General features: G+C 65.2%; 9 protein-coding genes and 1 tRNA gene. 6 read left to right on the forward strand and 4 right to left on the reverse strand.

All coding sequences use genetic code 11. The annotated features are described in order from the left end of the window. Window positions 1-54 precede the first annotated feature (54 nt). From alaS to ACZK5G_RS08350, 3 genes are all read left to right on the forward strand, one after another. Window positions 55-2,703 carry an alanine--tRNA ligase gene (gene alaS, locus ACZK5G_RS08340; RefSeq protein ID WP_478465984.1) on the forward strand — a complete coding sequence of 883 codons (2,649 nt, stop codon included), beginning with the start codon at window positions 55-57 and terminating at the stop codon, window positions 2,701-2,703. A gap of 147 nt (window positions 2,704-2,850) precedes the next feature. Further along, on the forward strand, window positions 2,851-3,054 hold the full coding sequence (gene csrA / locus ACZK5G_RS08345) for a carbon storage regulator CsrA (protein WP_006432031.1): 204 nt from the start codon (window positions 2,851-2,853) through the stop codon (window positions 3,052-3,054). A gap of 78 nt (window positions 3,055-3,132) precedes the next feature. Continuing rightward, window positions 3,133-3,225, forward strand: a tRNA-Ser gene (locus ACZK5G_RS08350). An 84-nt stretch (window positions 3,226-3,309) separates the two neighbouring features. Here the strand turns inward: ACZK5G_RS08350 and ACZK5G_RS08355 are convergent. Together ACZK5G_RS08355 and ACZK5G_RS08360 are read right to left on the reverse strand one after the other, a co-directional pair. Then, window positions 3,310-3,771: a DUF4189 domain-containing protein gene (locus tag ACZK5G_RS08355; RefSeq protein ID WP_478465986.1), complete on the reverse strand. Its 462-nt coding sequence runs from the start codon at window positions 3,769-3,771 to the stop codon at window positions 3,310-3,312. Between the two features lie 121 nt (window positions 3,772-3,892). Further along, the gene (locus tag ACZK5G_RS08360) at window positions 3,893-6,223 is read right to left on the reverse strand and encodes a TonB-dependent receptor (RefSeq protein ID WP_478465987.1); all 2,331 of its coding nucleotides are present in this window, start codon (window positions 6,221-6,223) and stop codon (window positions 3,893-3,895) included. Between the two features lie 139 nt (window positions 6,224-6,362). On the opposite strand from ACZK5G_RS08360, the gene ACZK5G_RS08365 reads away from it, so the two are divergent. The 3 genes from ACZK5G_RS08365 (at window position 6,363) to ACZK5G_RS08375 (ending at window position 10,189) form a co-directional block, all read left to right on the forward strand. Further along, entirely contained in the window at window positions 6,363-7,301 is a 939-nt protein-coding gene (locus ACZK5G_RS08365; protein WP_478465988.1) for a helix-turn-helix transcriptional regulator, read from the forward strand. Window positions 7,302-7,412: 111 nt separating this feature from the next. Beyond that, on the forward strand, window positions 7,413-9,584 hold the full coding sequence (gene fauA, locus ACZK5G_RS08370) for a TonB-dependent alcaligin siderophore receptor FauA (RefSeq protein WP_478465990.1): 2,172 nt from the start codon (window positions 7,413-7,415) through the stop codon (window positions 9,582-9,584). 122 nt (window positions 9,585-9,706) lie between these two features. Beyond that, window positions 9,707-10,189 (forward strand): LuxR family transcriptional regulator, encoded by a 483-nt coding sequence (locus tag ACZK5G_RS08375; protein ID WP_125895297.1) that lies wholly within the window; start codon window positions 9,707-9,709, stop codon window positions 10,187-10,189. A 51-nt stretch (window positions 10,190-10,240) separates the two neighbouring features. Here ACZK5G_RS08375 and aceE read toward each other — a convergent pair whose 3' ends face one another. After that, the gene (gene aceE, locus ACZK5G_RS08380) at window positions 10,241-12,913 is read right to left on the reverse strand and encodes a pyruvate dehydrogenase (acetyl-transferring), homodimeric type (protein WP_478465992.1); all 2,673 of its coding nucleotides are present in this window, start codon (window positions 12,911-12,913) and stop codon (window positions 10,241-10,243) included. A gap of 244 nt (window positions 12,914-13,157) precedes the next feature. Beyond that, window positions 13,158-13,457 (reverse strand): hypothetical protein, encoded by a 300-nt coding sequence (locus ACZK5G_RS08385; RefSeq protein ID WP_032128423.1) that lies wholly within the window; start codon window positions 13,455-13,457, stop codon window positions 13,158-13,160. Window positions 13,458-13,545 lie beyond the last annotated feature (88 nt).

Consider the following 13,545-nt stretch of genomic DNA (forward strand, 5'->3'; position numbering starts at 1 on the left):
TGGCCAACGCGGCCGGTGGTCCGGGCCCGCCGGCCCGCAGACTGCCAGCCCCCAATGAACGCATCCGCCAAATTCACGACTTCCCAGATCCGCAGCGACTTCCTTGAATTCTTCAAGGGCAAAGGCCACACCATCGTGCCGTCGGCGCCGCTGGTGCCGGGCAATGATCCGACCCTGCTGTTCACCAACTCCGGCATGGTGCAGTTCAAGGACGTGTTCCTTGGCGCGGAGAAGCGCAGCTACGTGCGCGCGGCCGACGTGCAGCGCTGCCTGCGCGCCGGCGGCAAGCACAACGACCTTGACCAGGTCGGCTACACCGCACGCCACCACACCTTCTTCGAAATGCTGGGCAACTGGTCGTTCGGCGACTACTTCAAGAAGGACGCGATCGCCTGGGCCTGGGAGCTGCTGACCCAGGTCTGGAAGCTGCCGGCCGAGCGCCTGCTGGTCACCGTCTACCAGACCGACGACGAGGCCTACGCGCTGTGGCGCGACATGGTTGGCGTGCCGGAAGAGCGCATCGTGCGCATCGGTGACAACAAGGGTGCGCCGTTCGCCTCGGACAATTTCTGGCAGATGGCCGATACCGGCCCGTGCGGCCCGTGCACCGAGATCTTCTACGACCACGGCGACCATATCGCCGGTGGCCCCCCGGGTTCCCCGGATGAAGACGGCGACCGCTTCATCGAAATCTGGAACCTGGTGTTCATGCAGTTCGACCGCCAGCCGGATGGCACCCTGGTGCCGCTGCCGGCACCGTGCGTGGATACCGGCATGGGCCTGGAGCGCCTGGCGGCGATCCTGCAGCATGTGCACACCAACTACGAGATCGACCTGTTCCAGGCCCTGATCCGCAAGGCGTCTGAGCTGACCGGCACCGCCGACCTGGAAAACAAGTCACTGCGCGTGATCGCGGACCACATCCGTGCCTGTTCGTTCCTGATCGTCGACGGCGTGCTGCCGTCCAACGAAGGCCGCGGCTACGTGCTGCGCCGTATCATCCGCCGCGCACTGCGCCACGGCTGGATGCTGGGCGTGCGCCAGCCGTTCTTCAGCAAGCTGGTGCCGACTCTGGTCGAGCAGATGGGCGAGGCCTATCCGGAACTGCCGGCTGCGGTGGACACCGTCACCCGTGCGCTGCAGGCCGAAGAAGAGCGTTTCGCCGAAACCCTCGACGCCGGCATGAAGATCTTCGAGGACGTCGCGGGCAAGGCCAGCAATGGCGTGATCCCGGGCGTTGACGCCTTCCGCCTGTACGACACCTATGGCTTCCCGCTTGACCTGACCCAGGACATCGCCCGCGAGCGCGACCTGACCGTCGACATTGCCGGCTTCGACGCCGCGATGGAGCAGCAGCGCGAGACTGCGCGCGCGGCCGGCAAATTCGGTGGCGGCGTGACGCTGCCGGCCGAGCTGGTGGCGACCCTCAGCCCGACCGCGTTCCTGGGGTATGACCGCCTGCAGGCCGACGGCCTGACCGTGCTGGCCCTGCTCAAGGACGGTCGTCCGGTGCAGTCGGCCGATGCCGGTGATGCGGTCATCGTGATCACCAACCAGACCCCGTTCTACGCCGAGTCCGGCGGCCAGGTCGGCGACACCGGCGTGCTCACCGGCAACGGCGTGCGCCTGGTGGTGGAAGACACCCAGAAGTTCGCCGGCCAGTTCCATGGCCACGTCGGCACCCTGTCCGAAGGCGGCCTGAAGGTCGGTGACGTGCTGTCCGGCCAGGTCGATGGCGAGCGCCGTGGCGCCACCATCCTCAACCACTCTGCCACCCACCTGCTGCACGCCGCCCTGCGCGAAGTGCTCGGCACCCACGTGCAGCAGAAGGGCTCGCTGGTCGCTCCGGACCGCCTGCGTTTCGACTTCTCGCACTTCCAGCCGATCAGCGCGGAAGAGCTGGCGGTGATCGAGCGCAAGGTCAACCAGCAGGTGCGTGCCAACAACGCTGCCGAAGTGCACAACATGGGCATGCAGGAAGCGCTGGACTTCGGCGCGATGGCCCTGTTCGGTGAGAAGTACGGCGAACACGTGCGCGTGCTGAAGATGGGTGACTACTCCACCGAGCTGTGCGGCGGTACCCACGTCAACCGCACCGGCGACATCGGCCTGTTCAAGATCACCTCCGAGGGCGGTGTCTCCGCTGGCGTGCGCCGTATCGAAGCGGTCACCGGCCAGGGCGCCCTGGATTACGTGGACGCCGAAGAGGCCCGCCTGGCCGAAGCCGCCGACCTGCTCGGTGGCAGCGCTGCCGACGTGGTCGAGAAGATCCGTGCCCTCGGCCAGCGCCAGAAGCAGCTGGAGCGCGAACTGGACGCCGTGAAGGCCAAGGTTGCCGCCGGTGCTACCGCCGACCTGTCCGGCCAGGCGGTCGAGGTTGCCGGTGTGAAGGTGCTGGCCGCCCGTCTGGAGGGCTTCGATGCCAAGGCCCTGCGTGACGCCATGGACCGCCTGAAGCAGCAGCTGGGCGATGCGGTGATCGTGCTGGCTGGCGCCCAGGACGGCAAGGCCGCCCTGGTCGCAGGTGTGAACGGCAGCGCAATGGGCAAGGTCAAGGCCGGGGAACTGTTGTCCCATATCGCCGGTCAGATCGGGGGCAAGGGCGGCGGACGCCCGGACCTCGCCCAGGGTGGTGGCGAGGACGGGCCCGCCCTTGCCACTGCGCTGGCTGCAGTCGTCGAATGGGTCAGCCCCCGCCTGTGATGAACCTGGCCGTCCCCCTCCTTGTAGGAGCGGGACGGCTGACGGTACCATTGCGAATCTTTTCCCTTTGTCGTGGTAGCGCTTCTTGACGGAGCGTCAAGCCGGTGGGGGATACCCTTCCACACGGTTCCATGGAGACTTACAAAAATGTTGATCCTGACTCGCCGCGTCGGCGAAACCCTGATGATCGGAGACTCGGTGAGCGTCACCGTGCTTGGCGTCAAGGGTAACCAGGTGCGTATCGGCATCACCGCGCCGAAGGACGTCGCTGTGCATCGCGAAGAGATCTATCAGCGCATCCAGCGCGGTGACGAAGCCGGTGGCGCCGGTAGCGAAAATTCTGCCGAATAACGCTTTACCTTCGCACTCGATTAACGTTATGATTCACGCCCCGCTGAGGTGCAACGCACCAGACGCGGAGAAAACCCCGGAGTGATGCCCGAGTGGCCGAAGGGGCTCCCCTGCTAAGGGAGTATAGGGTCAAAAGCTCTATCGAGGGTTCGAATCCCTCTCACTCCGCCAGATACAAAGAAGCGCCTGCAGATCCTCGATCTGCAGGCGTTTTTCTTTATCCGACACTCGAAAGTACAGCCGGCGTGGAGCTGGCTATTCTGGCTGATCGGTGCGGATGGCAGGCGTTGGCATGGGCGCGGGCGTCGCCGCTGGTGCCGGAGCGGGCGCACCGGGCAGCTGTGGCGGTTCAAGATAGCGAGGTGGGGTTTCCCGCCACAGCAAGGCAAGCGTGCAGTCGTTGGCACGTTCCCTGCACATTCTTTCGGCCTTCCGCTGCGCGGCGTCCGCGGTCTTCTCACCCAGTGCAAAGCCCAACGCAATCGTGCCGGTCGCTATGGCCGAATAGCCTTCGCTGCTGGTGCTGGCGGACTGACCGCAATTGCGCGATCGCGCTGCGCAGTAGTGCAGCGACTGCTGCATCGCAGTGGTGAGGGAAGATTGGTTCATCGAATAGCCGTAGCGGCCATCCTTGTCGTAGGTGATCGCAGACGCAGCACTTGCGCCTGATGAAACGGACAACAACAGTGCCAGTGAAACCGCATGCTTCCAGTTCATCACGCTCTCCTTCTCTGCCGATGGTGAATCAACCGGGGAGCGTGGTGCAACCACGCAGGGGGTGCGATGGACGACGCCTGCAGGCCGTCTGCCTGCAGGCGTGTACCGATGCATCCGGTTGTCAGAGCTTCACCGTCACACCCACCTGGAAGCCTCGCCCGGGCAACGGTGCGATGTACTTCAACGGCGAGTTGTGCGGACGTGCTTCTTCATTGAGCAGATTGCTGCCGTTGACGAACACCTCCACGCCGGCGATGTAGCTGTTGCGCACCGGCAGTTCGCGGCTGACCTGCAGGTCGACCAGGTTGAACGCATCCAGCGGCACTTCCTCGCTGACGTTGCGGCCGAGGTACTTCTGGGTGTCGTAGTAGGTGCTGGACAACTGCGCCTTCCAGCCCTCGCGCTGCCACTGCAGGTTGGCGCCGTAGCGGTTGGTCGGCATGTTCGGCAGGTACTCGCCGTCATTGTGGGCACGCAGCGAATCGGGGTGGTCGGCCTTGTTCTTCACCAGGTCGGCGAAGGCGGAGACGTTCAACGTGCCATAGCGGCCCAGGTCCAGTGCCTGCGACGCATCGATCTCGAAGCCCTTCACCGTGGTGTCGGTCTGCTTCCAGTACTTCAGTGGCAGGCGGTTGGCGGTCTGCAGGCCGGAGTAGCCGAGGTAGAGGTAGTTCTCGTACCGCATCCGGTAAGCGGTGGCGGACAGCTCGAAACCACCGAGGTGGAACAGGCCGGTCAGTTCCAGGTTCTTCGCGCGCTCCGGTTCCAGGTTCTGGTTGCCTTCTTCCTGTGTCATCACCGAATAGTGCGCGTTGCTGGCATACAGCTCGTTGATCTCCGGGGCGCGCTGTGAGGATGAGTAACGGATCTTGGCTGAGAACAAGGGGCCGAGCTCGACGTACGAGCCGAGGCTGTAGCTGTTGAGCCGGTAGTCGCGGTTCTGCAGTTTGGTGTTGGCGGCATTGCGCGCGGTCTTGAAGCGGCTGGGCTGCAGTGCGTGGTCGACGCGCTCGTGGCGCACGCCGGCATCGAAGGTGGCCCAGCCGAAGTCCAGCGTCTCCTTCAGGAACACCGCATTGCTGCGGGTGTCCACGTCCGGCAGGTAGCGCTGAGAACCACTGCCGGTGACATCACGCGACTGATGGCTGAAACCGAGCAGGCCGCTGAGCGGGCCGATGCGTTGATGGCTGAGCAGCAGCTCGGCCTGGGAGCTCTCGAAATCGTAGTCGTTGGCCTTGGTGGCGCCCAGCCGCTCGCCTGAGGTGTTGTCCAGCTTGGAAACACGGAGTTCCGCGCGCTCGAACCACGGCAGTGGATCACGCAGCAGGGCTTCCAGTGCGTAGCGCTGCTGCTTGATCACTACGCCCACCGGCAGGCCATCGGCATAGTTGGAACCGAACGACAGGTTCTGCATCGAGAAGCCTGGAACGCCGTACTCGCTGTCCTTGGCATCAATGCTGACACCCACGTAGCCACGGTCGAAGAACAGGGTCGAGCCGAAGGCCACCTGACTGTTGCGCGCATAGCTGTTGCCCAGTCGGCGATGGTAGTTGGGCGTCACATCGTTGTTGATCTGCTTCTGCACATACGACGGCGTGCCGGGCACGTAGGCCGGGTTGACCGGATTGATGTAGGTGCGGCGCTGCCAGACCGATGTCGGATTGTTGGTGTAGAAGGAGAAATCACCATCGGCCCAGTCCGGGTTCTCGGTCATGAACTGGTCGATGTAGGGTTGCGAGGCCTTGTTGTAGAGCTGCTGGACGCGCGCCTCTTTCTGGCATGCGTCGGCCAGCGCCGAGTTGACGCCCCCGCCGGCCGGGAACAGTCCGGTGTTGCAGACGCTGGCCTTGCTGTTGCCGGGGATGTCGTAGTGCGAGATGCGTTGCCGCGACACCTGCAGATTGGTGGAGATGTTGCGCTGGTTGTTGAAGTTCATGCGGAAGCCCTGCGCGTCGGCCGCGTTGAAGCCCTTGCGCAGGACCAGTTCCATCGACTGATCCTTGTCTTCCATGCTGCGGGAGATCAGGCCCGAGTCGATCTCCACGCTGCCGCCGATCGCATTGCCCCCATAGCGCACGGTGTCGGAGGACTTGTTGACGGTGACGCTGCGTACGAACAGCGGATCGAACGGGATGTTGATGTCACCGCTGATCGCGTTCATGCCCAGAATCGATTGGCCGTCCTGCAGGATCTGCACGCGGTTGCCGCTGAGGCTGCGGATGACCGGAGCGCCCGCGTTTGGCCCGAAGGCGCTGCTCTGCACACCGGAGACGTGTTCGAGCAGGCCGCCGAGGGTGCGGTTCTGCGCCTGCGGATTGTCGACGGTGACCCGGCTGTCGATGCGCGAAGGCTGGGTGGCCTGGACCTGGAGGGTGGGGAGGGTGGGTTCGTCCGCGGCCTGGGCGGTGTGGACGGCGAACAGAATGGCTGCAGCAAGGAGATGGCGGCGCATGACACGATCCGTGAAGTTGATGTGAAATGTTATAACGTAACTATTTGTATCGACAAGGGCGGATTGGGCCTTGCCACCAGGGCTGGATATGAGAACGGTTCTCATATGAGAATGGCGGGTGATTCTTCACGGGCGCACCATGCACAGCCTCACCCTCGCCGACCTGGACCGCTTGGGCCGCAGCAGTGGTTTCCGCTATCGGCTGCCAGCACTCGCGTCCGCCGCCGATTCGGGCGCGCTGTGCGTGGTCGAGGGCAGGGTGGAACAGCGCTGCCTGCGCCCTGGCATCAGCCTGGCGCTGTCGGACGTGGTCGCGCATCAGCCGTTCGAGGCGACTTCGGAGGCACCCCCGCCGTTCGCTGCGATCGTGATGCTGGAAGGTCGTGCCGGAGCACGCTTGGAAGGGCAGGCTGTAATCGGCATGAACCGCGGCGCCGGCGCGATGGTGTTGGCCGATGCCACGCCGATGACTGCGATTCATCCGGCCGGTCAACGGATGCGCAGTCTGAATGTCTCGCTGGATGCACCGGCCGAGATGGATGATCCGGTGATCAGCGAACTGCTGTTGCAGGCTCATCGCCATGGTCGCCGGCGGCTGCACAGCTGGCAGGTACCCGCGCATCTTGAACATGCCGCCGAACAGTTGCTGTCGGGGACCTGGCAGGGCGCAATGCATGCGCTGCTGTGCGAGGGTGTGGGCCTGCAGATGCTGGCGATGGCGTTGGGTGCGCCTGCCCAGGAGGCATCGCCGGACCAGCGTGTTTCAGCACGTGATCGCCGCATGCTGCAACGGGTGATCGACTGCCTGCAGGCATCACCTGCGGCTGACCACAGCCTGGAGGATCTGGCGCGCCTGGCCTGCATGAGCCCGAGCAGCCTGCGGCTGAAGTTCCAGCAGGTGCACCACTGTTCGGTATTCGCGTGGTTGCGCGAGCGACGCCTGCAGCTGGCCTGCGAGCAACTGCGGCAGGGCTGCAGCGTGCAGCAGGCCGCACATTTCGTCGGCTACCGGCACGCCACCAATTTCGCGACGGCATTCCGCGCGCGCTACGGCATCGCGCCCAGCGAGCTTCGCTGAGTCCGGACCACCGTCGGCAGTGCGCATACGCCTGCTGCGTCCGCGCATACGTACGCTCACGCTCAAATGACAATAATTCTCATCCAGCCTTTCCTTCCCGCTGGATCTCCCATGCCTGCCTGTTTCCGCCCGTGTGCCCTGGCTAGCGCCATCGGCACGACCCTGGCGCTGTTCAACGCTGCCCACGCCGCCGAGCGCACTCCGTCCGTAACGCCTTCCCAGCTTCCAACCGTGCAGGTCACGGCCGACCTCGATGGCAGCACCGAAACGTCGCGTTCCTACACCACCGACTCGATGGGCACTGCGACCGGACTGTCGCTGACCTCGCGGCAGACCCCGCAATCAGTCAGCGTGGTCACCCGCCAGCAGATCGAGGACCGTGGCCTGCTCAGCACCGCCGATGCCTTGGCGACCGCACCTGGCATCTCGGTCACGCGCAGCGACGCCAACCGCTACTCGTTCTCCGCACGCGGCTTCGACATCGACAACTACCAGTTCGATGGCGTGGTGATGCCGGTGCTGTCGCCGTGGAATTTCGGCGAGAACAACCTGGACATGGTGGTGTATGACCGCATCGAGATCGTGCGCGGTGCCAACGGCCTGATGACCGGTGCCGGTAATCCCTCGGCGGCAGTGAACTACGTGCGCAAGCGCCCGCTGCGTGAATTCGCTGCAAGCGGCGGCATCAGCCTCGGCAGCTGGGACGCGCGCCGTGCCTGGGTGGATGTGTCCAGTCCGTTGAGCCGGGAAGGACGTGTGCGCGGGCGCGTGGTTGCTGCGCAGGCAGAGGGCGACAGCTACACCGCTGGCCTGGACAGTACGGCGAAGACGCTCTACGGCGTGGTCAGCGTGGACTTGGGCGAGGACACCGGGTTGATCGCCGGCATCTCCTACCAGGGCAACGACAACCGTGGCTTCGGCAGCGGCTTCGCGCTGTTCAACGCCGATGGCACGCGCACCCATTTCGACCGCTCGGTATCAGCCACCGCGCCGTGGGCACGGATGACCACCGACACCCGCAATGGCTTCTTCGACTTCAACCATCGTTTCGGCAACGACTGGCAGGCGCGCGTGTCCTACAGCCGCTCGCATACCGACATGGAAATGAAGCATCTCTATCGCGGTGGCTACCCCGATCCGGTTACCGGCGCCATGCCCAATGGCAACAGCTTCACCCGCTACGACGGTCCGGTGCGCCGCGAAGCGATCAGTGCCAGCCTGTCCGGTCCGTTCCAGCTGTTCGGCCGCCAGCACACTGCGTCCATCGGCTGGTCGCGCTCACGCGATGAAATCGCGCTGGGGCAGTACCGCGCACTGGCGCCGCTGCCGCCGTTGGCCAGCTATCTGGATTGGCATGGGCCGGGCACGCCTGAGCCGATGTGGGCCAGCAGCAAGACCCAGGCCGATGACCTGGACAACCAGCAGAGCGGTGCCTACGCGGTGGCGCGGCTGTCGCTGGCCGATCCGCTGCACGTGATCGTCGGTGGCCGCATGAGCAACTGGGAGACCGACCAGGTCTACTTTGGCACCAAGCGGAAGTACCGCTACCGCAACGAGTTCGTACCGTATGCCGGCGTGGTCTGGGACCTCAACGGCTACAGCAGCGTGTACGCCAGCTACACCGGCATCTTCAAGCCGCAGAACAACCGCAACGAATCCGGGCAGATCCTCGATCCGGTCAGTGGCCGCAGCTATGAGCTGGGCCTCAAGGGCAGCTGGCTGCAGGAGCGCTTGAATGCGTCGGCGGCGCTGTTCCGCACCCAGCAGGACAACCTGGCCGAGGCCACTGGTGGTCTGGTCGAAGGCAGCACGCAGGCGGCCTACCGTGCGGTGAAGGGCGCAACCGTGGATGGCCTGGAACTGGAGCTGGCCGGCGAGCCGCTGCCGGGCTGGAGCCTGGGTACCAGCTTCACCACCTTCATCGCGCAGGATGCACAGGGACGGGCGATCAACACCGCCAAGCCGCGCAGCCTGTTCAAGCTGTTCACCACCTGGCGGCTGCCGGGTGCCTGGGACCGGCTGACGATCGGCGGTGGCGTGGACTGGCAGAACCGCATGTACCAGACCGCCACCGCGCCAGGGAATCGCCGGGTGCCGGTGGAGCAGCCCAGCTACGCGTTGGTGAACCTGATGGCGCGCTATCAGTTCAGTTCCCACGTCTCTGCGGCGGTCAACATCAACAATCTGTTCGACCGCCACTATTACTCGCAGATCGGCTTCTACAACCAGGGCTGGTACGGCGCGCCGCGAAACGTGATGTTCACTGTGAAGGTTGGCTATTAAGGCACGGCGTTGCCCTCCGTTCAGCGCCCTGCCTTGTGCGGGGCGCCGATGCTGTGCAGCATCCGGATGCTGCGCCCCACAGTGCTTCACGCAGCGTCCTCTTCACGGGAACGGAGCAACGTATGAAGCTGTTGTCCGCTGTGTTGTTGTCTGCGCTTTCATTCCCCGCCGTTCCGGCACTGGCAGTGGAGGCGTCTCCTTCACCGCTGTTGGGGCGCTGGTCGCTGGATATCGCTACGTCTGCGTTGCCCGAGGCGCAGCGCCCGAAGCAGGTGGTGCTGGAGTTCAAGGACGCCGGTGCGGGGCGTTGGAGTTCACATGTGGACATCGTCCTGCACGATGGCAAGACCATGAAATCCGACGGCACGCTGGCGCTGGATGGTACGCCGGGCGCCCTGTCCGGCACCTATGGCGCGGACAAGGCCAACCTGAAACTGCCGGCGCCGAACACCCTGGTGATGCAGCTGGTGGACCACGGCACGCCGGCCTCCACCCGTATCTATACCGTGGCGGCTGACCGCTCGACGATGACCGAGACCAAGGCGTTCTACAGCCACGATGGTACGCCGATCCTGCAGACCAATCTGTTCAAGCGAATGCCCTAGCGTTGCCGCCGGCACCACGCCCGTAGAACGGGCGTGGTGAATGCAGCAGCCTTACACCGCAGCCGGGTCGCGCTTGCCGGTGTCGATGCCGTACTTGTCGATGGCGTCCTGCATCCGCGCGCGCTCGATGCGGCCTTCGTCGGCCAGCGACTTCAAGGCGGCCAGCACGATGAAGTGGCGGTCCACTTCGAAGAACGTGCGCAGCGACTCACGCGTGTCGGAGCGGCCGAAGCCATCGGTGCCGAGCGCGGTGAAGCGGCGGTCGTTGATGAAGGGACGGATCTGGTCGCCGACGATCTTCATGTAGTCGGTGGCCACCACCACCGGGCCTTCATGGCCCTGCAGGCACTGCTGCAGGTAGGGCACGCGGGGCTCCTCGGCCGGATGCAGCAGGTTCCAGCGCTCGGCAGCCAGGCCATCGCGGCGCAGTTCGGTCAGGCTGGTCGCGCTCCACACATCGCTGGCGATGCCGAAGTCCTGCTGCAGCAGTTCTGCGGCGGCTTCCACTTCGCGCAGGATCGAACCGCTGCCCATCAGCTGCACGCGTGGCTGCGAGTCGCTGTCGGCGGCCGTCGGGTGCAGCAGGTACAGGCCCTTCAGGATGCCGGCCTCGGCGCCCTCGGGCAGCGCCGGCTGCGGATAGTTCTCGTTGAGTACGGTGATGTAGTAGTAGATGTCTTCCTGCTCGACGTACATGCGGCGCAGGCCGTCGTGGATGATCACCGCCAGCTCGTAGTTGTAGGTCGGGTCGTAGGATACGCAGCTCGGGATGACCGACGACAGCACGTGGCTGTGGCCGTCGTCATGCTGCAGGCCTTCGCCCATCAGCGTGGTGCGGCCGGAGGTGGCACCCAGCAGGAATCCACGGGTGCGCGCATCGGCGGCGGCCCAGGCCAGGTCACCGACGCGCTGCAGGCCGAACATCGAGTAGAAGATGTAGAACGGGATCGTCGCCAGGCCGTGGTTGCTGTAGGCGGTGCCGGCGGCAATCCACGAGCAGATCGCGCCGGATTCGTTGATGCCTTCCTGCAGGATCTGGCCGTCCTTGGCTTCCTTGTAGTAGCTCAGCTGGCCGGCATCCTGCGGGGTATACAGCTGGCCCAGGTAGGAGTGGATGCCGATCTGGCGGAACAGGCCTTCCATGCCGAAGGTGCGCGATTCATCGGGCACGATCGGAATCACCAGCTTGCCCAGTTCCGGGTCCTTCAGCAGGCTGGTGAGGATGCGCACGAAGCCCATGGTGGTGGACTGGCCGCGATCGCCGCTGCCCTGCAGCTGGGTGTTGAAGATCGACAGCGGCGGCAGCGGCAGCGGATCGACCTTGGCCAGGCGCGCCGGCAGCTGCCCGCCCTGGATGCGGCGGCGTTCGGCGAAGTAGGTCGCCTCGGCGCTGCCCGGCTCCGGACGCAGGTACGGCATTTCCTCCAGCTGCTCATCGCTGACCGGCAGGTTGAAACGGTCGCGGAACGCACGCACCGCGTCGGCGCTCATCTTCTTCAGCTGGTGGTTGATGTTCTGGCCTTCGCCGGCTTCACCCATGCCGAAACCCTTGACCGTCTTGGCCAGGATCACCGTCGGCCGGCCGCTGGTGTTCACCGCCTGCTGGTAGGCGGCGAACACCTTCTGCGGATCATGGCCACCACGTGCCAGCGCCCAGATGTCGTCGTCGCTCATGTGCGCGACCAGCTCCAGCAGCTCGGGGTAGCGGCCGAAGAAATGCTCGCGCACGTAGGCACCGTTCTGCGACTTGAAGGTCTGGTAGTCGCCGTCCACGCATTCCATCATGCGCTGGCGCAGCAGGCCGCTGTGGTCGCGGGCGAGCAGGTCGTCCCAGCCGCTGCCCCAGATCAGCTTGATCACGTTCCAGCCGGCCGCGCGGAAGGTGCCTTCCAGTTCCTGGATGACCTTGGCGTTGCCGCGCACCGGACCGTCCAGGCGCTGCAGGTTGCAGTTGACCACGAACACGATGTTGTCCAGCCGCTCGCGACCGGCCAGGGAAATTGCCGCCAGCGATTCGGGCTGATCCATCTCGCCGTCGCCGAGGAAGGCCCAGACCTTGCGGCCCTGGTGTTCTTTCAGACCGCGATACTCGAGGTAACGCATGTAGCGCGCCTGGTAGGCGGCGGTCAGCGGCCCCAGCCCCATCGACACGGTGGGGAACTGCCAGAACTCCGGCATCAGGCGAGGGTGCGGATACGAGGACAGGCCTTCGCGGCCCGCTTCGCGGCGGAAGTTGTCCATGCGCGCCGGATCGATGCGGCCTTCCACATAGGCGCGTCCGTAGATGCCTGGCGCTGAATGACCCTGGATGTAGATCATGTCGCCGTCGAAGGTGTCGGTACGGCCACGGAAGAAATGATCGAAGCCCACGTCGTACAGTACTGCCGCCGACTGGTAGGTGGCGATGTGGCCACCGACGTTGGAATGCTTGCCGGCACGCAGCACCATCACCATCGCATTCCAGCGGATCATCGCATTCAGGCGGCGCTCGATGGCCAGATCACCCGGGTAGGCCGGCTGGCGCTCGGGCGGGATGGTGTTGACGTAGGCGGTCCAGGCACGGGTATGCAGGTCGCCGTGCTGCTGGGCGTCCAGCTCGCTCAGCTGGTCGATCAGGTAGTGCGCGCGCGGCCGGCCACCGGCCTGCATCACCGCTTCCAGTGATTCACGCCACTCGCGGGTTTCCAGCGGATCGGTATCGAAGGGAATGAGCGCTTGGTTCATGACTGTCTCCAGAGGGCGCCGGTCGGACTTCTGCCTGGGCGACAACACCGGCAGGGCGCACAGCACTGGAGCGGGGTCGCAACGGCGGGGCCGTGACGCGAAGGGCGACCGTGGCGGCCGCCGAGAAGACAAGCGTAGGCCCGGCCCCCCGGCTTCGATAGGCGGGCAGGGCTTGGGTCTCTGGCAAGCAAGGGTTGGCACGGCGCGCCGTATCATGGCCGGGCGCGCCGGGTGCGGCCGCTGATCAGGCCGGGGACAGGCCCGGGAAGAACATCGGGATGACCGCCACACCAACCCCCAGCAGGCACCAGGCCACGATCGGCAGCCAGCCTGAGAGCTGCTGGCAGCGTTCCGGCAAGCGGCGTCCTCCGATCCACAGCAGCAGGGTGAGCAGGCCCAGCGCGTAGGCGAGGGCGACGACCACCGGATGCACGTGGACGACACGGCTGGGCGGCCACATCTGCTGCTGGTAGGCGGTGGTGTGGGCGACCAGCAGCAGGAACAGCAGGCTGCTGAGGGTGTTGATGGCGGTGCGGGCGTTCATTGCGGGGCACTCCTTGTGCCGGCTGCCGGAAACTGCAGAGGCGGCATTCTAGCGGCTGCCTGCCGGCAGTTGAAACGCCACTGTCATC

The sequence above is a fragment of the Stenotrophomonas sp. 62841_Sma genome (assembly GCF_056482945.1).

Bases quoted from the DNA above. Each gene is read 5' to 3' on its own strand.
- alaS (WP_478465984.1), top strand. From the start codon at position 55: ATGAACGCATCCGCCAAATTCACGACTTCCCAGATCCGCAGCGACTTC.
- csrA (WP_006432031.1), top strand. From the start codon at position 2,851: ATGTTGATCCTGACTCGCCGCGTCGGCGAAACCCTGATGATCGGAGAC.
- ACZK5G_RS08355 (WP_478465986.1), bottom strand. From the start codon at position 3,771: ATGAACTGGAAGCATGCGGTTTCACTGGCACTGTTGTTGTCCGTTTCA.
- ACZK5G_RS08360 (WP_478465987.1), bottom strand. From the start codon at position 6,223: ATGCGCCGCCATCTCCTTGCTGCAGCCATTCTGTTCGCCGTCCACACC.
- ACZK5G_RS08365 (WP_478465988.1), top strand. From the start codon at position 6,363: ATGCACAGCCTCACCCTCGCCGACCTGGACCGCTTGGGCCGCAGCAGT.
- fauA (WP_478465990.1), top strand. From the start codon at position 7,413: ATGCCTGCCTGTTTCCGCCCGTGTGCCCTGGCTAGCGCCATCGGCACG.
- ACZK5G_RS08375 (WP_125895297.1), top strand. From the start codon at position 9,707: ATGAAGCTGTTGTCCGCTGTGTTGTTGTCTGCGCTTTCATTCCCCGCC.
- aceE (WP_478465992.1), bottom strand. From the start codon at position 12,913: ATGAACCAAGCGCTCATTCCCTTCGATACCGATCCGCTGGAAACCCGC.
- ACZK5G_RS08385 (WP_032128423.1), bottom strand. From the start codon at position 13,457: ATGAACGCCCGCACCGCCATCAACACCCTCAGCAGCCTGCTGTTCCTG.